The following is a 22,531-nucleotide window of genomic DNA, read 5'->3' on the forward strand; positions in this document are numbered from 1 at the left end:
GCGGCCAAGCGGCGGGCTTCGGTGAATTGCTGCTGTGGATGCAGTGCTATGAGATCCAACAGTGGATTGTAGCAGTTTGTGCGCCGCTCTGAATCCAGTGGCGCGAATTTGAACACTTCGTGGCCTGCGGCTTTACGCGCCCTCGATGTGAGCTCAAAGAGCTCCCCCTTGACGTCCAGAGCTATCACAGAGCCTTTAAATGTAAGTAGCGTTGGAATGACTATGCCGACACCCTTGCCAGCGCGGGTCGGCGCAACGATGAGGCTGTGAGGCTGCTCGCCATTGGTCAGGTAATAGCCAGGCCAGAAAGGACCACTCGTCTTCCCGAAGACCGGCCCTGTCACGCCACGGTATCGTCGCAGATATCCCGTGCGTCGCATTTCATCCACTCGAGCCCAACGAGCGGTCCCGTGGTGTTCGAGCTTGCGGCGCAATACGAACTGCTGAATCAGCAAGACAACCGCGGATGTCGAGAGCACGATAGCCGCGCCCTGATAGAAAACGGGGGTTGCGAAACCCAAATAGAAGGGCGTCTCAAACCAAAAGGCACGGACATCAAACGCCATCAGAGCCTCGCCGCTACCCCCGTGGCGGAAGGTTGCGTACAGACTTGCCGCACAGAACCCCAAGGCGAGTGAGCACGCGATGCTAATGGCTATGTTGGGGGACGTCGTTTTTGTAGAAGACATTGTTCCATGGCCGAATTAGCCGTGCTGATGCTGCGCTTTTCTCAGACACCGAACCGACGTCGCGCGATGCCGACGCTCGACAGATCGATGCCGCAGCGGGTGGTGCAATGGTTGCATCGCACCACCCGGCAGGCGTGGTCTTTGAACGTTACACTAAGCAGGTACGTCAACGGCCAGCGAATTGGAAACGGCAAGGCCGTGAACGGAATTCGGGGAGAAAAGCGTCACTGTACTATGGCCGAGACCTCAACGGCCGGAGCGATCTCTGCTTCTCGAGGCAGCCATCAGGTCGTCTCGAGCGTGACTGAAGTCGTGGTTTATGGCCTGCCCGACTAGACCACCCCGCTGCAGCTGTTCATAGGAGATTTGCGCACCTGTCGCACGGACTTCAGCCTCAAGACCTGCTATGTGGCCGTCCAGATTCGCATTCCGTTCCTCTGCTGCATGCTGCGGCGGAGGCATGTGCGGCAAGATATCTTGCATGCCGGGAACTGCGTGAGCTTGGGCCTGTTGATTTGCGTCGAACTGGTGATACGCCGCCAATTCCGGCGGCTCGACAGGAGGCCGGGGCAGCGAGTCCAGTTGGTTGGCGGCCACCAGAACTGATTCCACTGCGTCTTGGTGCGTGCACGAGGAAGGATCCATTCCGTAGGCTTCCTGAATCATCAGTGATGCGATTTCCCTTTGTTGGTCTTCAGGAACACGGGACAATGCGTTGCGTACACTATCGGCGAACTCGGGTGAGATCACTTGTACTTCTGCATATTTTTTCCACGATACGGGTGCGTTTTGCCTCCGGCGCAAATCGTTGGCAGTGTGTTCATTTGTGTCCGGATGCACGAACGGAATCAACCCCTCAACACGGTTTTTCAGGAATTCGGCGGTGCTTTTGTCCATCGACCAATGACCTTCCTTGGCCGGCTCTCCGCTCCATGCGCTGTCTTTCAACCGAACAGCGGGACCGTTGGCCCAGGCATCCATGACCACGGTCGACCTCGGGTCGCGGCTTCCGCGCCGCAGTTCGTTCCAAATGTGACCCGTCTTGACTGGGATCTCATCACCTTCGTCGGTTATCTCTTTCATTGACACGGAAGCACTAGAGGTCATACTCCGCTCGTCGGCCGCCATGTGTGGGGCGTGGACGATAGCGGAAAGGGGAGCGGTCTGATTGCAGCACGCCGCTCCCATGACTACGGCCACTGCAACCTTATTGTCGTCGTCTGCTCCCATCATTGCAACCGACGATCCGATGCCGTTGTGGCCGTGAGAGGGAATGTCGTCCACCTTAACGTTTCCCCGGCCATGCTTGAGCAGCAGGCGGACGTCGTGAACTGTTTGCCCCGCTGTCGCGAGTCTTATCGGGCTCGTGACGTCGTCACCGACGACACACGCTCCCATATGGTAGGCGGCCTGCTGGATCTGATGTGGCTCCAGAGGCGCATCTCCGCCCCGTCGCAACCTGTCGGCAGGCGTGCCCAGGGAGACCCTCAGCGCTGATATGCTGCTCTCAAAGCCCGACGCCGTGGATTCTCGCGGCGACTCTTCCGTGTCATATGTGGCATGTCGAGTCGATCCGGAGGATTTGGAGATGCAAATTCCCATAGCCGTTCACCTGTAGTGGAGTTTCTGATCGCCGAGGGACGGGATACGCGAGACGGGCGCTTACCGGTCATGCTATCTCGCCAGTTGTTGCCGCGGCGCTTTGCATCAAGCCACGTGGCCTGTTGACACCTCGACAGGCAAGAAAGGTCGATGCCCTGAAGCAGGGGTCTGAAGCATTCGCCGAGATGCGACGCCTGGCGATGCGATTCAACGGGATCCTTCGCAGCAAGAAATCGGACGCACTGGATGCGTGGATCGACGACGCAATCGACTCCGAACTCATTCCGATCATGCGGTTCGCCCGTGTTTTGCGCAGAGACATCAATGCCGTCAACAACGCCGTCGAGCTACCCTGGAGCAACGGACAGGCCGAAGGCCAGATCAACCGCCTCAAGACCCTCAAGCGCGCGATGTACGGCCGGGCGGGTCCCGAATTGCTGAGAGCGCGAATGCTGCCGCCGCGCCACACAAATTGAGGAAGAACCCTATTAACTGCCAAGCGACACTTCGTGGATCTCGCGCCGGAAGGCTTCCGAGCCGAGATAGCGGTGAGAAAAATGGTCTTGATTGCCTTGCCGAGTTGGGCCAGCGCCTTGTAGCTCGGGCGCTGCACGCTCGCCCGCGCAAAGCGGCGCAGGATCGATTCCGCATCGGCCGTGCGGTGCTGCAGGGCCGCCGCATATTTGATCAACTCGTCATACTGCTGCTCGATGAGGTTCCAGTCGATCGCCCGTGTCAGGATCGGCAGAAGGTTCGGGAGCTCGCGCGCCATTTCAGTGTCGGGCACCCCGCACTTCATCGGCAAGAGAACGGGCGACGGTTCCGGCCACGGTCGCCAACCATCTGGTGGCGCACCGCGACGGTCCGGCTCTTATGCCAGGGCGAACTGGGGAGCACATGCGCCCCCTGCCATGACGCACGCATCCAGAAGGAAGAGGTGAGAGGTTACGCGAACGGGTGTGATGGAGTGGGAGGCGCATCGCGTCCGACCATCCGTGGAATCGGCAGCCTTGATTAACGTCTGCGACGTCTGACCAAGGCCATCCATGGCGGAGTGCTCTCGCTGAGGTTAAAGGCAGCCTCTTCGGCCTCGTACCGGGTCAGCCCGGTGAGCGGCCGACCGTATCTCTCGGCGGGAAGCCCTGTCAGGCTATCGATCACAGACCACAGCCCTGATTCCGACGGCAGAATCTTGTAGCGCCTCATCGAGCCCTCGCTTGCTAGAAGCACAGAGAACTCCCGCTTTACCGCAAAGTTCCGCAGTGCAGCATCAAAATGTTGCGACGCACTATGAGGGATCCAGTTCATACGACGGATGACGGTTACTTCGCTGCCGCGGAATCTGAACGACGCGACCAAGGGCAGACGGCTCCGGCCGAAAGCAGGTGCATCGATCTGCTTTGGTGTCGAGGCGTCGGGGGTAAGGCGTGCGGGATTGTAGAGGTAGGCGACCCGGATGTTGCCTCCGGGCTGGCCTCCTGACGTGTCATCGAGCGGGTCGATAGAGAGCGGCTGATAGGCCGGACCACCCGCCGCAGCGATTGCGTCGATCAGAAGTTTGAGCGTCTGGTCGGCCGCGACCACTTCGCCATATTGGCCACCGTCGTTGTCCTGCATTTCCTGCAGCGCGACGATATCGGGCGAGCCTAGAAGCTTGACAACGTGTTCTGCAATCGAACTGAATTTTCCAACGCCGACATCGTCATCCGGATCGTTGACGGGCGTCTTGTCGACAGCCTCGATGACGGGATCCAAATTCTCGACACTGTAGCCAGCGATCGTCAGCACATTGTCTTCCTGTGCCTCTCCGATAGGTTCGGGCGCCCACGCTTTTGGATTGGCGCCGGTGGTGTTTGCCAGCCGAATTTCATAAAGCCCGCGATCGTAGGTCACGTATCCTTCGATACTGACAAACGTGTCACCCAACGCGTGTTGGAATTGCGGCTTCTGAGCGTCCGTCACCTGAATCTGGATTCTCTCAGGATTGGCGTCGCCGGGTGTAGCGGTGATGCCGCCGAGCGAGTTCATTCCGGAAGCGCCGGCGCCACCGTCGGCGACGACCCAGAACTCGCCAAAGTCGTTAGTCGGACCAACGACAACCGGATAGTCGATCTGGACGTACGTGCCTTCCAGGCTCTCGTAGAAACCGGCGCCAGAGTTTTCCGGGTCGGCGCTGTGTTCCGAAATGAAGAGAACATCGGTCGGCGGCAACCTGCCAGCCGCTCCAATGACCACAGGCGGTAGAGGCGCGCCTGAAGAAAGTCTCTGGAATACGGCATCATTGATATCTGTTGTTGTCCGCGGCTCATCGTTCTGATTGAACTCGCGAACCACGCCCTCCACACGCACCCGGTCACCCAGGGTCAAGTGCGCCGGACGATGATGCTGTCCGAAGTTGCGTCGTTGCCATCCCCCGCTTCATCTCGGACAATGAAATTGTTGCCGAAATGTGGGTCACGGCTCCCTCGATGATCACCGTCGATCGAGCATGGGGAGAGATGTGCGTTGAACCTTGAATCTGGGGAATTGTCAGCTTTTCGGCTGCGTGAACATAGGCTGGAACCGCAGGAACACTCCGGTGGTCAGAATGCAGACCAGGCGGTGTTTCATTTTCACCCTCCCCTGAAATCAATGACTTGTGCCCATCTCTCGAAATCAACAATAGGATAGAACAACGCGCCCAGCCGCAAGACCATAAAGAATATTAATGTTCCAAAAAAACGGTCCGCCCTATCTGTACAAACGGATCGGAAGAGCCTCACAATGCCATCAAGGCAACCTGTCACTCCATTCCCGAGTTGGCCGCCTTATGGGAATATCCCAAAGGCACATCGAGAAGGCTACTGGTTCAATGAGTTGGTCGGCATATTCGAGGCAAGCATGAAGTATCTCTGGCTGGCTCTTTTGACCTCCTTGGTACTTGGACACTCGACTCAGCCTGGCTCTTCACAGCCGTCAGAGCTGAGGCCTGCCTCCACTGAATTTGCCCGCGCTCAAATGGTTGATTGGATCGATTCCGAAACCTTTGTCGTCGGACGTTGGGATGGCTCCGTATCGGTCTTTAGGACACAGCGTGCCGGTGAGTGGACGCCAGTCCTGCTTCAAACACAAGCAACCGCAGGCGGCGCCGGTGTTGAGCTTGTAGTCGCGCTGGACGAGAGGACGATCCTTTATTCAAATGGTGAGAATGAGCTGGCGCTTTGGGGACGTACCGGGAAGGGAGCGTTCGATGCCCCTCTCCCTATAGGCTATGATGTCACGTACGGCGTTGCCAACAGCGCAACCCAGTTCCACTATCTAGGCGACGATCTGGTCGTTACCGGCCATGCCAACGGCTTCGCCTTGGTGTGGAAACGGAATTATCAATCGTTGACTTTGCTGCGGGCGGTAGACCTTAAATCTGCTAACCCTATTCCAAGCCCATACCCGCTGAAAAACATCCGCGGTCTTGCCGCCTGGAAGGGGGACCTTGTCCTCTCCGGTTCGGAGGACGGCGACATCGTCGCGTTTAGCGTCACTACGGGGAAAGAACGCTTCCGTCAGCGATATTCAGCCACTGCCCAGCGTGGCGCCTTTGTATGGGGCTTTTGCTGTCAAGGGGATATTTTTTCGATGGGCATCCCTTTGTTCGACGGTTTGCGGCCATCCCTCCGTCCCGACCTACTTTCTGGCGGAGCGCCGCGCGCAGAGCCTGTCCAGGATGCCCCGCTTGCGGGGCACCGGCGCAGCCAGCGCGCAGCGTCCTGGACAGGCTCGAGCTCGGCGCTATCATTGCCGGGAAGGGACGTCATGATAGTCCTCGCATTGGAGTATCGACGGGTCTGGGTCTGGGCGGGAGCCGATCGGCGATTGTCGCGCAAGGGCGACCTGAGGGGAGCGTGCCTGGCGTGACGGCAAAGGCGCCACAACCTTGTATTCGCGGATCGCAGCGATCCGAACCCATGATGCAGTCATGCGCATCGACGGCAAGGCTCCTCGGTGGCGGTTCCCATCCTCTCCCGCGTGCATGGATGTACCGTGAAGGACCATGGACTGTGTACAGCAAGTGCGATGGCGGTATTCGGCTGTAGCTAGAGCCGCTTCCTAACTTCGGCGCCCAAAAGCCGTCAGACAGGTATCCACCCCGATCCTGCCGGTCTGGTGTTGACCCCATTGTCGCCGCCCCGGCCACTCTGGTCGCCAGGCGAAATTTGCCAACTGTTCGGCTCCCCATGAACAGCGGAAGCGGGGCTATGAACGGACCCGCGTAGCACCACACTACTAGCAGTCGCCTATCATCCCTCCTGTGCCGCCAGGCTCAGGCTTTCACGCGATATTGACAATTGACGTAAAATACCATCCTCACGTAATATGCTAATTTACGAGAACGGTAGATTTTATGGAATTCCGCTCACCAACCGTGGCTGCACAGCAAAATGCGAAGGCGATCGCGTATCTCACGAAGAATCTGCGCGATCCTGAAATGGGCCGCAAGCAGGTCGAAGTGCTGATCGAGGAATTGGGAAATGCAATCGACCAGTATCCCGACTGGCATCCTCTTCTGACAGCGCCCCCCCGCAATGGGGCGGAGCAAATCTCCAGTCTTTCGCAGGTGAAGGTCTACGAGGGAATCGATCATACGACGGAATTCGTGCGCGGGTTCGTCACTTGTCCTTATCCGGAGGATGGAGCGGACAGGCTTGTGGACGTCGTCAGCCAGGTGCCGAGGCTTCAGGCACGGCGGCTTGAGCAGCCTCTTTATTCGGACAACGCCCATCCTGTTGTTGTCGTCGCCACGAACGTGAGCCTTGAAGCCGATGGTACCATACGCAGTCGGGACGCTCTCGTATGGTTCGCACAGCAGACTGCTGGCGAAGCGAGCGGTGCGCAGGTTGCCGAGACGTGGTGGAACATTCGCTCGAACATTCTAGGAAGCCCGCACGGGTCGCGCTCCTCCCTGTTTGTGAACCAGCACACTGGCGTTCACATGCGTAAGATCCTTGAGGCAATGAACGCCAGCGGCATGTTCGGACCGATCAAGGAATCGTCGCTGGACATGCTCTCCCGGAAGAAGCGGGACGCAATCAGCGACTTGCTCATCCGCACGGCAGTGAATAATTGGGATAGGACTGACGGTTCGTTTATCTTCGAGATACGGGGAGAGACCTGCAAGGCGACTTTGCGCGACACTTGGAATGACAACCAAGAATTATCGGTGCGTGTCGAGATCGGCAAATATGACCTCTACGTGTCAGGCTTTTTTTATCCAAGCGAAAAGAAGATCACACACACTGACCCTCGCGGAAAGCGCGAACTGGCTGAGAAGTTCCTCTAGGGGCGACATGATAGAGCTTGGGTCGAGAGACTGAAACGCTCCAGTCTCTCGTCAGAACGACCGTATATAATGACCGATCTCCTCGTCGCCCGGCGGTCGACGCGAGCATGCACCACCTCGTTGGTCACATGAAGGGCAGGTTTCCCAACTCCGCCGCCCGAAACCTGCCATTCCGCTTCCCACCACTGTCCGCCATTCTATGACTTTTTGGTGACGGCCTAGTCTTCGATTTCGATTCCGACGACCTGTGCTTCGCCGCCGGAGAACTCCGGCATGATCAGGTCAAGCATCGTTACGATCCTAATATGGAGCCGAGTTGACGACCGCCTGGCTCGGCCACCATCAACGGGAACGCAGCGATTGCAGGTTCTCGAGTGCTTCAGCTCGGCGCAGACAGTGTCAGGCCAGGAACCGCTTTTCGTCAGCCTTGACCTGGTCCATCTTCTGAAGCCGGAAGATTTCTTCGACGGGCACGATGTCTTTGTGGACGTTCTGTACGCCGCCATCGGCGATGATCCGCCGGAAAGCATCCTGCATCGCAGTCGTTGCGGCGCGGATACCATAGTTGCCGTAGATCGTCATCTTGATGTTGCCTAGTGCGCGGATGCGCGTGGCGTCGAGTTCCGGATAAGCGTTGGGGACTATGACTAGCGGGACAGACCCTTTCCAAGCACGGGAGAAGCTCTCGATTTCGGCCGGATCCTTCTTCTTGGAGTGAATCAAGATCATGTCGGCGCCGGCCTCGGCATAGGCCATGCCGCGCTTCAGCGCCTCGTCTTCGCCCAGCCCCGCGATCAAGGCTTCCGTGCGGGCGATGACAAGGAAGTCCGGATCGCTGCGCGTCGAGACCGCAGCTTCGATCTTGCCCCGGAATTCCTCGATCCGAAGCAGCTCCTGACGGCCGTCGGCCGCAAGGCTGGTGACCTTCGGAAAGGTCTTGTCCTCGATCACGACGGCAGCCGTCCCCGCCTTTTCGTATTCGCGGATGGCGTGGATGACATTCAGGGCGTTGCCGTAGCCGGTGTCGATATCGGCGACGATCGGCAGAGACGATTGATTGGCGATCGCCCGCAGCATATCGAGATGCTGGGTCATCGTGATCAGGCTCATATCGGCAAGACCGTAAAGCGCCGAAAGCTCGAAGCCAGACGCCCACAGACCGTCGAAGCCGGCCTCCTCGGCCAGGATGGCCGATAGCGGGCTATGGGCCGCCATGATGTGGACGAGGCCGCGATCGGCCATGCGCTCACGCAGTTGCTTTGCTTTGCTTATAGGTCTTCTCACTTTCCGAAAGGGCTTCGCAGGCGGCGAGAATGCGGCCGCAGGCATGCTGCAGATTTTCGATCGACGATTTTCCCGGTGTTCTCCTCCTCCGTCTTTTTTCCGGCAGAGCCGGGTAAGCCAACGGCAGAAGGCTCGGGCGAGAGCCGGATTGCCGCTGCGGTCGACCGCATAGGCCAGCATGCCGCTCGGCGCACGCGAGCCGGGAATCACTTCCAGGAGGCCTTGTCTGATCAGATCCGCAACGACGATATGGGGCGTCACCAGCAAGGTCTGGCCGGTCGTGACCGCCGGCAGGGCCAGATAATCGGCAGCTCCTGCCGGCCTTCCTAGGAGGAAGCTTCAAAAATCGTGCCAACTGCGCATGAAAGCCTCAGAATAAGTGTTCTTGATACTATTCAATGACTTGAATGATGGTGGGAGCAGGAGCCAAGCCGAACAACCCGTGTCGCTCACTCGACAAACCCGGCAGTAGTGTCGGTTGCCCACCGTCTTCCCAGGAATGGCGGGTAGAATTCTCCGCGAGAAGCGGGATCCACGCGTCATTCGACTGCTATGCGCGCTGTCTGATGTCCGACGATTTCGTGGCTTCTTCTAAATTCGCTGTGATCAGTCCGGTTCCAGAGACTGGGTCCGCAATCGGGCAGGTGCCTGTCGTCTTTGTCGACAGGGTGTTTGACACGATGGAGGGGGGCGACCTGGCACACCTTCCAGGCATATGTGGCTCGGAACATCCGGCGACGATGTCGGAAGCAATGCTCGAAGCCGCCTTCAGAAAGTAGAGGCTTGAGCCAAAGCGACCGCCAGCAGCGGAAATCTACCTAAAGCCATATTTGAAACAGAGCCTACCGAGAAGTTAGGAGCTGTTGCACACCTGTCCCTTTGTCGGGTCCGCTACACGGACTTGCTTGGCCATTTTTTAAATCCCTTCGGTCAACCGCTTGAAAAGAATTGCAATTATCCCAGACCGCCGAACTGGCACGGGTTTTGAATTGCCTGGGTAGGAAGCGGCGAAAGCTGCCGAACGGCTTCCTGTCGCGCGAGCCGAAATGGATGAAATGAAGAAAGGTAACCACACGACAGATCTGCGTCGCGGCGCCTTCCGCAACGTTTTCGGTTAGGGTTCATTATGACCATGGTTCTCGCCTCAACGATGGCTGGCGGGCTGAGTACCACTAATGCTCGCATATCATATCATGACGAGACGCCCCTGACCGTCTTCCGTCGCATATTCCCGCGCGATAACGTCGATATCCGCTACAGGCGCAGTATGATGCACAAGAACACCTGAGCTTGAGATGAGCATCACGTCGAAGGTCGGCTCCGATTGGATGAACTCGGCGACGCTGTCTTCGAGGCTCAAAGCAATGCGATGCGCGACGCCACGGTTGCAGCTGTAGGGAACGCCGTTCCAGGAGCCCGCCGTCGTGAGATGCAGGTGGCCGAAGGCAAGGTGCATCAGCGACTTATCGGCAATGATCCGGTTCAGAAAAGGCTCCGGGTTTTCGATCAGCATTTCTTCGAACAATTTCACGCCGACAGAGAAAGGGGGGTGGTGCACAAAGACGACCGACCTGCGTCCGGCAGCTGCAGTCTCCTTCAGGGCTGCCTCCAACCATTGCAGACGTTCGTTGCATAGACGCCCCAGTCCCGGATGATCGTCGTGAAGGCTGTCGAGGAAGATCAACCTGATGTCGCCGAAGTCGGCGGTAGTCTGAACGAAGCCGTGGGTATCGACAGGCGCATCTGCGAAGACCCGCCGAAAATTGGCGCGGTTGTCATGGTTGCCCAGCAGAAGACGATATGGGATCTTGAGCTCACTGACGATGTCGCGAAACACCCGATAGGAGGCTTCATCGCCACGATCAGTCAGATCACCTGTGATGACGCAAAGTGCGGCGTCCCCATGATTCGTGTTGATGGCATGCACAACCTGCCTAAGGCGCTCGTGCGGATCAAGACCAACCACCAACTGGCCGGCGGGTGCAATATGTGTGTCACTGACGTGGATAATTTTCAACATTTGTACTGACCTTCGAAGGAGGCGAAACTGCGAAACGGGAAGGAGCAGAGCCCCTCCCCGTTCTTGACCTGGCTTAATTCTTGATGATGGCTTCTGTCGACTGCACCATTTCCTTCAGGCCGTCTGCTGGCGATACATCGCCGTTCCCGATCCGGAACAGGATCTCGGACTGGGCCTTCCAGACTTTAATGCTCTTGCCATTCGGATAGCCAAACGAGGCCACAGCAATCGGCCACTGCGTCAAGCTGGTCTTCCATTCGGGATGCGAAGCGTAAAACTCACCGAGATTTTCATTCTTGAGAGCCTGCTTGTTTGTCGGCATATAGCCAGACCCGAGGACAGTCACCTTCTGACCGCCGGGGCTGGTCAAGAATTTCACAAACTCCCATGCCGCCTTCTGCTTTTCCGGATCCTGCGTCAGGATCGTTGCGAAGTTGCCGCCGGTCGGCACATGGCCGTCTTTGGCTCCCATCGGGAATGTCCCGGTGACCAACTTGAACTTGCCGCCGATGGCATCGTCCATAGTACGGATGTCGGCAGTCGAACCGATGAAAATGCCCAGCTTGCCGGCCGCGAACTGCGCCATGCCAGCATCTTCATCAATCCAGGGCATAGCCACTTCTTCAACAAGGCGACGAACAGTCATTGCTGCCTTCAGGCCCGCCTCATCACCATAGGTGACCTTGGTCTTGTCGGGGCTCATCATCGTGCCGCCATAGCTGTAGACCATGCCCTGCCAGAACCAGTCGCCGAGGGCCAGGTTGATCTGCATACCGTCGACGTCACTGTTGGCCTGCTTGATCTTCTTTGCAGCTTCGATGAACTCGTCCCAGGTCTTGGGGAGGTGCTGGGAATCGAGGCCCGCCTTCTGAATGAGATCGGCGTTGAAGTAGGCAATTGGAGTCGATGCGTTGAACGGAAGGCCCCATTGGTGGCCGTCAATGCGTCCAAGCTCAAGCACGTTCGCGTCATAGTTCTCTTCGACCCACGTCTGGCCCTCCTTTTCGAGAAAAGGCTTCATGTCGGTGATCTGATTACGTGGGGCCAGTGTCGACACGAGATCAGGTAGCAGGTTCGTCCCGGCGAAGAAAATGTCTGGCGTCTGTCCGGTCATGGCCTCGCGGGCAACGGCCAGATGCCCCTCATAATAATCCGTCGCCGGGGCGCGGAACTTGATCTTGATGTCGGGATGATCCTTCATGAACGCGTCGGCAAGCGGCTGGTAGAAGCGTTCGCGGAACGCTCCGTAGGCATGTACGACCTCGAGAGTGGTCTCGGCACGCGCCGGAGCGGTGCTAAGTCCGGCGACAGCCGTGAGGCCGGCAGCCAACAGGAAAGTCAAAGTTTGTCTCATCGCGATATTCCTTTTCGCTGAGTTGATAAAAAAACAGTTATGTTTGTTGGGTGCGGCGGTGCAGCCTTGGGTCTGAAGCCAGACGTCCCGCCTGGCCCGGAATTGGAAGTTACTTCACTCCGGTCATCGTCACTCCTTCGACAAAATACCGCCTCGCCAGAAGGAAAACGCAAACTAGCGGCGAGGTGATGATGGTGGCGGCCGCCATGAGAGGCCCGTAGCTGACGCCTTCTGCCGATTGGAAGTTCAATAAGCCCAAAGGGGCGGTCATCTTCTCGGTCACGTTGACGACGATCAGAGGCCAATATAGATCGTTCCAATGTGCGGTCACCGAGAAGACCGAGAACGCGGCTATCGCTGGCAGAGCGCTTGGAACGATGAGTCGGAGCACGATCTCGATTTCCGTGAACCCGTCAATCCTGGCGGCATTTATGATTTCCTGGGGATACGTGCGGAAGTGCTGGCGGAAGAGGAAGATCGCAAAAGCCGAAAAGAACCAGGGGAACATCAGCGCAAAATAGCTGTTGAGAAGCCCGAGTTTCGCAAGCGCGATATACATGGGCAGGGCTGGGACCTGAACCGGAATGCACAGCGCAAATAACACAAGCCCGAATAGCAGTGTTTGTCCGCGGAACTTCAATTGCGCGAGAGCATAAGCTGCGGCAACGGAGGTGATAAGTTGTACGCTCAGAACCCCGACGACCACGATCAGGCTGTTGAGCATGAACAGGCCCATCGGCGCGGCGGTCAGGGCCTTGCTGAAGTTCTCGACAGCCCGCAGCTTCGCCGGATCGAGCGAGAACGGATCGGAGAAAATGTCTGACGGATCCTTTACCGCTGCGAGGATCATCCAGGCGAACGGAAGAAGGATGATCGCCGCGAAAATCAGCAATAGTCCGTGTCTGACCGCAGCGGCGAGAGACGGGGCCAAGGACGGCGCGCGAAGCTCTTGGGTAGACACGTCAAGTTTGGCGGAGGTCATGAATAGTGGACCCCCCGCGCTGCAAAGATCTGCACAGCCGAGATCGCCATCATGATGATCAGGAAGACGACGGTTAGCGCCGAGGCGTAGCCAGTCTCGAAATATTGGAAGCTCGCCTGGTAGAGTTGATAGAGGATGACATCGGTCGATCCCGCCGGTCCGCCATGGGTTATCACGGCGACAGTGTCGAAGACCTGGAAGGCAGTAATCGTCGACGTAATAGTCACGAATATGGTCGTCGGCCCGAGCATCGGCCATGTGACGCGAAACAGGCGGTCCCAAAAGCCATCGGCACCATCGATCGCAGCCGCCTGATAAAGATCCCGCGGGATACCGGTGAGCCCGGCCAGAAACAGGATCATATTGAAGCCGACCAAGTGCCAGACACCGATCGCGGCAAGCGCGAAAATCGCGATCGATGGGTTGTTGAAGAAGTCGATGCGCTGGAGGCCAAGGGCGGCGATCAACTCGTTGATCGGCCCAATGCGGCTATGGAGCATGAACTTCCATACAAGCCCCAGCGCAACGAGCGTGCTGGCGACAGGCAGGAAGAAGATGACCTCATAGAGCCGCCTCAGACGGCCGGTGCCATGGACCAGGATCGCGAGGAGCAAACCCAGCAGTACCGACATCGACACCACGACGGAAACATAAAGAGCCGTGTTTGAGAGCGCATTCAAGAAACTGCGATCGTGGACCAATTGGGCATAATTGCCAATCCCCACAAGAGACCAGTCGGTTGCTCCGAGGCTGTAGTTCGAGAAACTCAGCAGGATCACGACGGCGATCGGAGCTAGCACAACGATCGCGATGAGCGCGACGGCCGGCAAGGCGAACAAATATGCTGCGTTGACCCCGCGTAGCTTGTCAGGAACTGCGCGAGCCGGCCTACAGGTGCCACAAGTCGGAAGAGAGGTCATGACACCGCCTCGAGCCGTTTGGAGATTTGTACCCCCTTCGAAGGGATAAGCCGGCCGGCAGCGTTAAATACGAGAAAGCGCTCTGCCGGCAGTCCAACCTGGACAAGATTAGGATTCCCACCACTCGCCTGGATCGTCGCCCATTCCCTCTGTGGCAGCCGCGCCGTAAATGGAACTTGTCGGTCGCCAGCGAGAGTAAGATGGAGAATGATCTCGTTTCCGAGGTTCTCAGTGTGAAGTAATCGACCTTCATGGCTTGAAGAGGCGCCGCGCGCCCGCGTGTGCGCGGCCACCGTCACATCTGCAGGGCGTATGCCGACTTGCGCCTTTTCTCCCGCCCTCAAAGCGGTACGCAAATTCTGGCTTTCACCCAGGAGACCAACGATACCCGCTTCGCCGATGTTGGCTGGAAGAATGTTGATTGGCGGCGATCCGATGAAACGCGCCACTCGAATGTCTGCCGGCGCAGCATAGATCTCCGCGGGTGTAGCCACTTGAACGATCCTACCGTCCATCATCACGGCGATCCTGTCCGACATCGTCATAGCTTCGACCTGGTCGTGGGTCACATAGAGGAATGTCGCGTTCAGGCGCTTTTGCAGCTGGACCAGGTCGGTGCGAACTTGTGTCCTCAACGCCGCATCCAGGTTGGAGAGCGGCTCATCCATCAGGAAGACGCCGGGTTGGCGCACCATCGCACGTCCAAGCGCCACACGCTGGCGCTGCCCTCCTGACAACTCGCTTGGTTTGCGCTCAAGTAGCGCTTCGATGCCGAGCGACTTCGAGACGTCTCTCACAGTCGAACTTATCTGGCGGCGTTTTGCACTCATACCGGGCACTAGAGGACCGATCACAGGCATTCGCGCCACGAAGGGCAAGTCTGCCATGATCAACGGCATTGCCAGGTTGTCCCGCACCCGCATATGCGGGTATAGCGCATAGGACTGAAACACCATGGCAATGTTGCGTTGGCTCGGGCGGAGCTGGTTCACGCTCTCGCCGCCTATCTCGATCGATCCACCATCCGGCTGGTCGAGGCCTGCAAGAATCTTCAGCAGCGTCGACTTCCCGCAGCCCGATGGCCCCACGATGGTCATAAACTCGCCGGCATCAACCGCCAGATCAATGTCTCTCAATACCCGGCTCGCACCATATCCCTTTGCGATTTTCGATATCCGAACTGCGGATCCTGTCATATTGCTCTCCTCCGTGGACGTGTCCATATTGGAGTTTCTTATCACTTCTATGACAATGACTACGGATTTATTATCCATTGTGAAGCTGGCGCAACGCTCCATCGTAGCGAAACTGAAGTGACGCCGCCACCAGGCGGTCCCGCACTCCTCCGTCGGTGCGTCTCCCAGCAGACAAAGCCATACCCAAAACTTCCAGCGGTTGTTTTCAACGGGTTGGACGGTAGAGTGTTCTCGCCCTATGAGGTTTAGGCATGCAAGCGCAGGCGACGCCATGCGAGATTCTGATCGAGTTCGGAGAATGATATGGCCATGCAAGGTGAGAGCTCGCGGCTTTCCTCACAAGAGAACGAGACGCATACGCCGGTTCTCTTGAAAGTGGAGACCGCGCTAGACTTTCCCAATGCATTGGCCAGGGTTGCTCTGTACATCCTCGAAAACCCCAAAAAGGCTGTTCGTCAATCTCTTGGCGAACTGAGCGCAGCTTCTCAAAGCGGGCAGGCGACGATATTCCGCCTTTGCCGCGAGCTTGGGTTCAAAGGGTTCACTGACTTCAAGCTCGCCCTTGCCGCCGAGGTTGGGCAGCTCGAGAGCGAGCCCAACAGGGGCGTGAGCCTGACCGTCAACTCCCTCGATGAAACGGTTTCGCTGATTTCACGCTCCGTATTGAATACGCGACAGCTAGTGCAGCCCGAGGTACTGGCTTCCGCCGCGCTGCCCCTATTAAGCGCACGCCACGTCAACATCTACGGCTCCGGCGATTCTGGACTTGCCGCCGAGGTGCTGTTTCATCGTTTGCGGCGCAGCGGCGTTAACGCCCGCTTCTTCGCCAATGCTGGCTACGCCCATGAAGCCGCCGAGACCATGACAAAGGAGGACGCCGCCATTGCGATCTCTCAATCAGGCGCCTCACCCGACACTGTCGAGTTCCTGCGCAAAGCTCACCATATTGGCGCCTTCTCGTTGGCGATTACCTGCCATCCGAAGTCGAGTCTTGCGAAAGTTTCGAATGCCGTCTTGCAAATGGCGCGGCTGCCGCAGCCTGGTCTTCGTGAACAGATGATCGCCCTGCCCCGGGCCGTCTTCCTTGCCGAAGCCCTGGCCATCGCTATCGCCGACCACGCCAAAGGCATGGCGCGGACATCAGACGGCAAGTAAGAATCACTCCATAAATATCATTGCATTTCGATTATTAATCCATTATGCGTGCCCTAACGGCCCTGGCTTCGCGAACAGGACCGACAGTACAGTTGTGCATCCGCCGATGCCTAAACTACCGCCAGTAACTTGAATTGCAGCGGGCCAACGTCGAGCCCGCTCCTCGGAATATGAATAATGGACACCAAACCAAAGCTGGTCATCTTCGATTGTGACGGTGTGCTGGTCGACAGCGAGATAATCGTCAGTACCGCTGAAGCCGCAGAGATAACCCGTATCGGCCGTCCCATCACAGTCGAGGAAGCGGTCCATCAGTTTGCCGGTGTTCCAGCCAATGACATGTATCGTATGATCGAGGCGCAGTTGGGCACGCCCCTTCCGACCGACTTTTCCACCCGCATCGATGAGCGTGTTCGGGAACTATACCTCTCCGAACTCACCGCGATAGCTGGTGCGCGCGAGACGATCCGCGCGCTGCAGATACCCTGCTGCGTGGCCTCGAGTTCCGCACCGAACCGACTCGGGCTTGCCCTTGCAAAGACAGATCTGTTCGACCTCTTTTATCCTAATATCTTCTCCACCGTGTTGGTACGAAACGGTAAACCCGCGCCGGACATCTTTCTCTATGCTGCCGAAAAGATGGGCATGTCGGCCGCCGACTGTGTCGTCATTGAAGACAGCATAGCCGGTGTGACGGCAGCAATTGCAGCTGGCATGACCGCTGTGGGTTTTGTAGGCGGCGGACACTGCACCCCTTCCCACGCTTTGCGCCTGAAGGAAGCGGGAGCCACACGCATTCTTAGCCGCCTGGAAGATCTGCTGGCCATAGTCGAGGGGACGTCAGAAGAACCTTACCATCTGTCCGTAGTCCCCGATGAAGTCGCGCTAACGGTGTAAGACGCTGCGGATGGGCGGTCGGGACCTCGACGATCTCTGGCGCACCACCATCCGCTGTCCTCCACCGGATTCCGCCATCAGCCGCTCTTTCGGATCTAATCATGATGCCTCGCCCGTGGTTTTGCTTGGCCGCCCTGTCCGGTGTGCTCGCCCTTGTCGGCATCGATATGACGGTCCTCAACGTCACCCTGCCGCATCTTACGGAACAGCTAGGCGCCTCGACATCGGAAAAGCTGTGGATGGTCAACGCCTACTCGCTTCTCATGGCAGGATTTCTACCTGGATTTGGCGCACTGTCTGACAGGATCGGCCATCGAAAGATGTTGTGCGGCGGGCTGCTCGCTACTTCTTTTGGACTTACCTGCACCAACCCGTTACCGAAGCTTAGGCCCTAAGCAGGCTCATCCCATTTCGGCGAGTAATCGCGATCGTAAATGCGCAAGTTGCGCGACCGAAGGCACGAAATCGCTGCCATCTCTTCGCAGGAAAGCTCGAAATCGAACAGGTCGATGTTTTCAGCCAGCCTCTCCTTGCGCTCGGTGCGCGGAATGGCGACGACACCTTCTTGCTGCACATGCCACCGAAGCACAACCTGTGCTCGGCTCTTTCGGTGGCGCTCGGCGGCGTCCCGAATTGCCGGTTGTTCAAACAACGCTTCGCCTCGGCCGAGCGGGCTATAGGCGACCATCGCCATGCCCGCTGCGCGGCAGGCGGTATGGACCTTGATCTGGTCGAGATAGGGATGATACTCGACTTGGTTGGCCACAAGCGGGGCATTCGATAGGCGCACCGCCTCCGCAAGCAACTCGGTGGGGAAGTTCGATACGCCGATGTGCCGAGCCATGCCGCAATCCCGAACCGCGTTCAGCGCCTTAATGGATGCCGCCAGCGGAATTTCCGGGTTCGGCCAGTGAATCAGCAGCAGGTCGACCGTGTCGAGGCCAAGGCGGTTCAGGCTCTCCTCGGCCGATCGCTCCAGGTCTCCCGGCGCGATCTGGGTAAGCCAGACTTTGGTCGTGACGAAGACTTCGTCGCGCGGTACGCTGGAAAATCGCAGTCCCTCGCCCACCGCGCTCTCGTTCTCATAGGTCGACGCAGTGTCGAGATGGCGGTAGCCCAACGAAAGGGCATGCATGACCAACTCCGAGCAGACTTCGCCCTTCAGCGTCCAGGTCCCAAGCCCGATCACCGGAATTGCCGCGCCATTCACCATGAGGTTCTGCATAAGGTCTCCTTGCCCGTTCGGTCGTTTGTTCGTCCTACTTTCGACCTATAGCCGCAACGATTAGGTACGCTGAGCGATCCGCGGATATTTCACTTGAGCGCCTGCGACCTTTTCGCTCGGCGAAATCCTTTACTGCCGCAGGTATTTCCTCACTCGACTTGGCTTCGGCGCTGCGGCCCACGGCTGTCGGAGGCCACCATTTATCGAGCATGTCGGAGTTGTGGAATTGGTGGATCGCAGTAGTATCCGATGTCGGTTGGTATCACTCAATTCAGCGTCTTGAAATATTAGAGCAGCCGCAGTACCGCGGTGATAATTCGTTCCTTCGTCGCGAAGAAGTCCTTCTCGAGTGCAGGGCTGAAGGGGACATGAATGTCAGGGGCGCACACTCGCAGAATCGGTCGCTTCAATAGATCGAACGCCTCTTCCGCCATAACTGCGGCGATTTCGGCTCCGACATTGCAGACCCGATGCCCATTCTCTACGACAACAAGCCGCCCCGTCTTGGCAACCGACGACTTGATCGTCTCATGATCAAGCGGTTTCAAGGTGCGTGGGTCAATCACTTCCACCGAAATACTTTCTTCAGCGAGTGCGTTAACAGCCTCCATCGTGGGGCGTATCGCGCCGGCAATAGCGACAAGAGTAACGTCGTTCCCCTCCCGCTTCACATCCGCTTTGCCGATTGGGATTAGATGGTCTGGATCTGTGGGCACATCGCCTTTCAGCGGCCACAGGCGGGGGTCCTCGAAGACGAGTACAGGATCGCCGTCGCGAATGGCCGATTTCATAAGCCCCTTGATGTCGGCGGCAGTTGTCGGGCTGATGATCTTGAGGCCCGGCACATTCATGAAAAACGGATAGGGCCGGTCGGCATGCTGTGCCGCCTTGGCACCGACCGAATGCATACAGCAACGGAACACGATCGGAATGTCGATCTGGCCTCCAGTCATATATCGCAACTTTGACGCCTGGTTGATGATCTGATCTGAGGCGAGATAGATGAAGCTGGCAGTTGTGAGATCAAGAACCGGTCGCAATCCGTTGATGGCAGCCCCGATTGCCAGTCCTGTGAAACTGCCTTCTGAAATCGGCATGTTCCAAATTCGGTTATTTCCGAAGCGCTGAACAACTGTGTCTCCGCCAAAGACCAAGATGTCCTCTCCCATCAGGACGACGCGCTCATCACGTTCCATTTCCTCTATCTGCGCCTGCACGAGCGCTTCGAGATACGTCAAGCGCGTCATGGCGGGCTTGTTGTCAGCAGTTTGCATGTCGATCAATTCCTGTGCTGCCCAGCTGCGGGGCCGCAATGTCCTGGGAGGGGCGAGTTGAACATGTAGTCGGGCAAAGTTTCGGGCCGAGGCATGGGGCTGGACAACGCAAATTCTGCAGCCTGCTTGACGGCTTTGGCGACTTCGTACTCGATTGCTCTTAAGCTCTGGTCGTTTACCCCTTCTTCGATGAGCCGAGTGCGATAGAGCAAAATCGGATCGCGGTCGCGTTTGTGAGCCTCGACGTCTTCAATCGATCGATAAGGCTCCCCCGGAATCACCAAGCGGAAATCGTGCTCATCGAACCGATATGTGTTGGCAACCACGAGAGTCGGGCCATCACCCGCTCGCGCCCGTGTAACCGCCTCCGCTGTCGTGGTGTAGACGGCGCTCACATCCTGCCCATCGACGGTCACACCCGGCATCCCGTAGCCTGCTGCGCGCAGAGCGATGTCGGGCTGCCCGTGGCTTTGCGCTACTGACGTCGTGATCGCGAAGCCGTTGTTCTCGCAAACGTAGATTACGGGAAGCTTCCACAGCGAGGCCATGTTGAGAGACTCGTGGAAAGTGCCCTGGTTGACCGCTCCGTCGCCGAAAAAGCAGAGAGTGACCTGGTCGATGCGCCGCACTTTTGCGCCGAACGCGCATCCCGTCGCGATTGGGATGCCTCCCCCCACAATGGCCGATTCACTGATGATGCCGACCGATCGATCTGCAAGATGCATCGATCCCCCACGCCCCTTACAAATGCCGTCCTCCTTGCCCATAAGCTCGGCCATAAGAGCGTTCAGATGAGCACCCTTTCCGATGGGATGACCGTGCGAACGGTGCGTTCCAGTCACCGTGTCATCGTACCGAAGCGCGAGACATGCTCCCACAATAGCGGCTTCCTGACCCACGCTCGAGTGAAAGGGACCAGGGATTTTGCCACCGTTAAATTGGCGAATACCCTCTTCTTCGAACCGACGGATGCGAAGCATCCGCCGATAGGCTTCTAGTCTATAATCACCATTCAGCCGCATGATCCGAACGTTGCTCCAATATCCAGCACAAGATGCGCATGGGATCGCCAAGCGCAGGTCCAGCAAATCCAGCGGGTGTAATTCGTCGACTTTCGAGGCAGTGGTAATTACGAGAATGGCTGCTTTGTCGGCCTCAGGTTTAACGGGTCTTGGACGTTTCAAGAACGTTTTGCGGCGACGACACCCTATAGGGGTTGCTCTCGCTGCCGTCTGAGAAACACAATTGCTCAATCATTGATCACGGCGGCGTGGCACCACGGCCGCATACTGAATCCACCGCTCGATGCCCAACTTGCACGTGATCTCGCCTGAGCCGTCCGGGATAAGCTTGACATCCCGCAGACGCAAAGGTTTGACCATGCGCTGACGACGGAGGCGTCGTGGTCGAACACGCAATAGGCCGCGTCAATTCCCTCCTTCTCGAAACTCCCCAGGGGGCCTTTCAAAATTGGCCGTTCATAGAACGAGCAGATCGGGTGAAGGCGAGGGGCAGCGAGAACAGGACGCCGCGCTTGGCACTGACACAGGTGACCTGGGTATAGCAAGCTCTTGCGGCCCCTCCTCTTTGCCATCCGGATGTTGGCGACGTCTTGGCTCCTCCTCGTCTTTGCCATCCGAATGATCAGGTCGGATGGCTGATCTAAGTGTATTCGGGCGGCTCGGGCCGGCCTTCTACTCTTGTGGCGCTTCAATGCACATTGATGTTGAGGAAAAAGGTGATGGTGATCGCAAGTGTCCGTACCGAAATAGGCGTATGATGCGTCAACTGTGAGAACGCCCAAAACTCCCGATTCAGGATACTGGTTCAGCGCGTTGTGGAGGATTGCTCGCGAGACGCCGATCTCGGCTTGCGTAAGCCTTCCACGGACTTTTTCGGCACGCACATGCTGATGAGGACCAGTCGACGGCAATTCGGCGAGCACCACGCGTTGGCGCGTCGGCCCTCTCCGCCCAGCCAAGCGCAATGCAGCTGCCGACGATAAACTCCGGGAGTCGACCATGTGCCGAGGTTCAACGAAAGTCGCGACGCTCTCCTCGTGCGCGTGTAAGGAGTTTCGCGGAATCAGCAATGGTCTTGCTCCCAGCCTTGTACGTGCTTTCTCTGAAGCAAGCACCGCGCCATTTGACTTAAGGCTAGGGAGCCACACGACTTTTGCACTGAGGAGGCGTCGACGGAAGAAATTCGCAATCTTCTTTGTCCGAAGCTGGACAAGAAATGCTGAAAGCCCACACAAAAGGATGGAACCGTGCGGGCGCTACGAACAAGCGGCGTGAGTTGATGGTATGGACGGCCTCCGCTCCGGCATCGAAGTGCCATACTGTGGCCGCCGCAAGTCACATGAGGGAGAGCCGTCCATGGAGAAGTTTACTACAATCCGTCTGGATATCGCCAAGCAGGTTTTTCAGGTCATGGCATCGATGCCGGCGGCCCGATCACGCAAGAGGGCAACTGCCAGCATCGTACGTCAAGCCATACATCAAGTAATGCGCACCTCTCCATTCCTTGACTAGGACTAACCCGCTCCGCGAATGCGGAGCTGCAAGGAGGGTGAGTGCCGACAGCGTGATCTGATCGCGTCGTCCACAACAAGCTCCG

General features: G+C 57.7%; 18 protein-coding genes and 2 pseudogenes. 6 read left to right on the forward strand and 14 right to left on the reverse strand.

Annotated features, from left to right (window positions below; translation table 11 throughout):
* The coding region (locus AC0L3I_RS33910) for a type IV secretory system conjugative DNA transfer family protein (RefSeq protein ID WP_473529821.1) at positions 1 to 689 on the reverse strand (689 nt) is incomplete at its 3' end.
* A gap of 246 nt (positions 690 to 935) precedes the next feature.
* A complete protein-coding gene (locus AC0L3I_RS33915) occupies positions 936 to 1,973 on the reverse strand; it encodes a type III secretion protein (RefSeq protein ID WP_473529822.1) in 1,038 nt (345 codons plus the stop codon).
* A 380-nt stretch (positions 1,974 to 2,353) separates the two neighbouring features.
* Here AC0L3I_RS33915 and AC0L3I_RS33920 point away from each other — a divergent pair.
* A pseudogene (locus tag AC0L3I_RS33920) lies at positions 2,354 to 2,767 on the forward strand (ISL3 family transposase); the annotation flags it as partial.
* A gap of 33 nt (positions 2,768 to 2,800) precedes the next feature.
* On the opposite strand, the pseudogene AC0L3I_RS33925 reads toward AC0L3I_RS33920, so the two are convergent.
* Both AC0L3I_RS33925 and AC0L3I_RS33930 read right to left on the reverse strand, forming a co-directional pair.
* Positions 2,801 to 3,087, reverse strand: a pseudogene (locus tag AC0L3I_RS33925) (Tn3 family transposase); the annotation flags it as partial.
* 218 nt (positions 3,088 to 3,305) lie between these two features.
* Positions 3,306 to 4,658: an endonuclease/exonuclease/phosphatase family protein gene (locus AC0L3I_RS33930; RefSeq protein ID WP_473529823.1), complete on the reverse strand. Its 1,353-nt coding sequence runs from the start codon at positions 4,656 to 4,658 to the stop codon at positions 3,306 to 3,308.
* A gap of 513 nt (positions 4,659 to 5,171) precedes the next feature.
* Between AC0L3I_RS33930 and AC0L3I_RS33935 the strand changes: the two genes are divergently transcribed.
* Together AC0L3I_RS33935 and AC0L3I_RS33940 are read left to right on the forward strand one after the other, a co-directional pair.
* Positions 5,172 to 6,182: a hypothetical protein gene (locus tag AC0L3I_RS33935; RefSeq protein WP_473529824.1), complete on the forward strand. Its 1,011-nt coding sequence runs from the start codon at positions 5,172 to 5,174 to the stop codon at positions 6,180 to 6,182.
* 487 nt (positions 6,183 to 6,669) lie between these two features.
* Positions 6,670 to 7,605, forward strand: a complete 936-nt coding sequence (locus tag AC0L3I_RS33940) for a hypothetical protein (RefSeq protein ID WP_473529825.1) — start codon at positions 6,670 to 6,672, stop codon at positions 7,603 to 7,605.
* A gap of 399 nt (positions 7,606 to 8,004) precedes the next feature.
* Here the strand turns inward: AC0L3I_RS33940 and AC0L3I_RS33945 are convergent, their stop codons facing one another.
* The 6 genes from AC0L3I_RS33945 to AC0L3I_RS33970 form a co-directional block, all read right to left on the reverse strand.
* On the reverse strand, positions 8,005 to 8,847 hold the full coding sequence (locus AC0L3I_RS33945) for an isocitrate lyase/phosphoenolpyruvate mutase family protein (protein WP_473529826.1): 843 nt from the start codon (positions 8,845 to 8,847) through the stop codon (positions 8,005 to 8,007).
* A gap of 1,228 nt (positions 8,848 to 10,075) precedes the next feature.
* A complete protein-coding gene (locus tag AC0L3I_RS33950; protein WP_287335756.1) occupies positions 10,076 to 10,909 on the reverse strand; it encodes a phosphodiesterase in 834 nt (277 codons plus the stop codon).
* Positions 10,910 to 10,982: 73 nt separating this feature from the next.
* On the reverse strand, positions 10,983 to 12,263 hold the full coding sequence (locus tag AC0L3I_RS33955) for an ABC transporter substrate-binding protein (protein WP_473529827.1): 1,281 nt from the start codon (positions 12,261 to 12,263) through the stop codon (positions 10,983 to 10,985).
* Between the two features lie 109 nt (positions 12,264 to 12,372).
* Entirely contained in the window at positions 12,373 to 13,245 is an 873-nt protein-coding gene (locus tag AC0L3I_RS33960) for a carbohydrate ABC transporter permease (RefSeq protein ID WP_077378726.1), read from the reverse strand.
* Complete coding sequence (locus AC0L3I_RS33965) at positions 13,242 to 13,925, reverse strand: carbohydrate ABC transporter permease (protein ID WP_254022709.1); 684 nt, start codon at positions 13,923 to 13,925, stop codon at positions 13,242 to 13,244. Before AC0L3I_RS33965 ends, AC0L3I_RS33960 begins: the two co-directional genes overlap by 4 nt.
* Before the next feature lie 236 nt (positions 13,926 to 14,161).
* Positions 14,162 to 15,439: an ABC transporter ATP-binding protein gene (locus AC0L3I_RS33970; RefSeq protein ID WP_473529828.1), complete on the reverse strand. Its 1,278-nt coding sequence runs from the start codon at positions 15,437 to 15,439 to the stop codon at positions 14,162 to 14,164.
* 225 nt (positions 15,440 to 15,664) lie between these two features.
* Here AC0L3I_RS33970 and AC0L3I_RS33975 point away from each other — a divergent pair, with 225 nt between their 5' ends.
* The 3 genes from AC0L3I_RS33975 to AC0L3I_RS33985 all read left to right on the forward strand — a co-directional run bounded on the left by AC0L3I_RS33975 (position 15,665) and on the right by AC0L3I_RS33985 (position 17,808).
* The gene (locus AC0L3I_RS33975; protein ID WP_077378722.1) at positions 15,665 to 16,516 is read left to right on the forward strand and encodes a MurR/RpiR family transcriptional regulator; all 852 of its coding nucleotides are present in this window, start codon (positions 15,665 to 15,667) and stop codon (positions 16,514 to 16,516) included.
* Positions 16,517 to 16,693: 177 nt separating this feature from the next.
* Complete coding sequence (locus AC0L3I_RS33980; protein ID WP_077378720.1) at positions 16,694 to 17,413, forward strand: HAD family hydrolase; 720 nt, start codon at positions 16,694 to 16,696, stop codon at positions 17,411 to 17,413.
* Positions 17,414 to 17,514: 101 nt separating this feature from the next.
* Positions 17,515 to 17,808, forward strand: a complete 294-nt coding sequence (locus AC0L3I_RS33985) for an MFS transporter (RefSeq protein ID WP_254022706.1) — start codon at positions 17,515 to 17,517, stop codon at positions 17,806 to 17,808.
* Here the strand turns inward: AC0L3I_RS33985 and AC0L3I_RS33990 are convergent.
* The 4 genes from AC0L3I_RS33990 to AC0L3I_RS34005 form a co-directional block, all read right to left on the reverse strand.
* Positions 17,805 to 18,638, reverse strand: a complete 834-nt coding sequence (locus AC0L3I_RS33990) for an aldo/keto reductase (RefSeq protein WP_077378714.1) — start codon at positions 18,636 to 18,638, stop codon at positions 17,805 to 17,807. The genes AC0L3I_RS33985 and AC0L3I_RS33990 overlap by 4 nt on opposite strands.
* 287 nt (positions 18,639 to 18,925) lie before the next feature.
* The gene (locus AC0L3I_RS33995) at positions 18,926 to 19,912 is read right to left on the reverse strand and encodes an alpha-ketoacid dehydrogenase subunit beta (protein WP_210189838.1); all 987 of its coding nucleotides are present in this window, start codon (positions 19,910 to 19,912) and stop codon (positions 18,926 to 18,928) included.
* Positions 19,913 to 19,917: 5 nt separating this feature from the next.
* A complete protein-coding gene (locus AC0L3I_RS34000; protein ID WP_473529844.1) occupies positions 19,918 to 20,934 on the reverse strand; it encodes a thiamine pyrophosphate-dependent dehydrogenase E1 component subunit alpha in 1,017 nt (338 codons plus the stop codon).
* 227 nt (positions 20,935 to 21,161) lie between these two features.
* Positions 21,162 to 21,935, reverse strand: a complete 774-nt coding sequence (locus tag AC0L3I_RS34005; RefSeq protein WP_473529845.1) for a transcriptional repressor — start codon at positions 21,933 to 21,935, stop codon at positions 21,162 to 21,164.
* Positions 21,936 to 22,531: the final 596 nt, after the last annotated feature.

Source organism: Mesorhizobium sp. WSM4840, assembly GCF_055811755.1.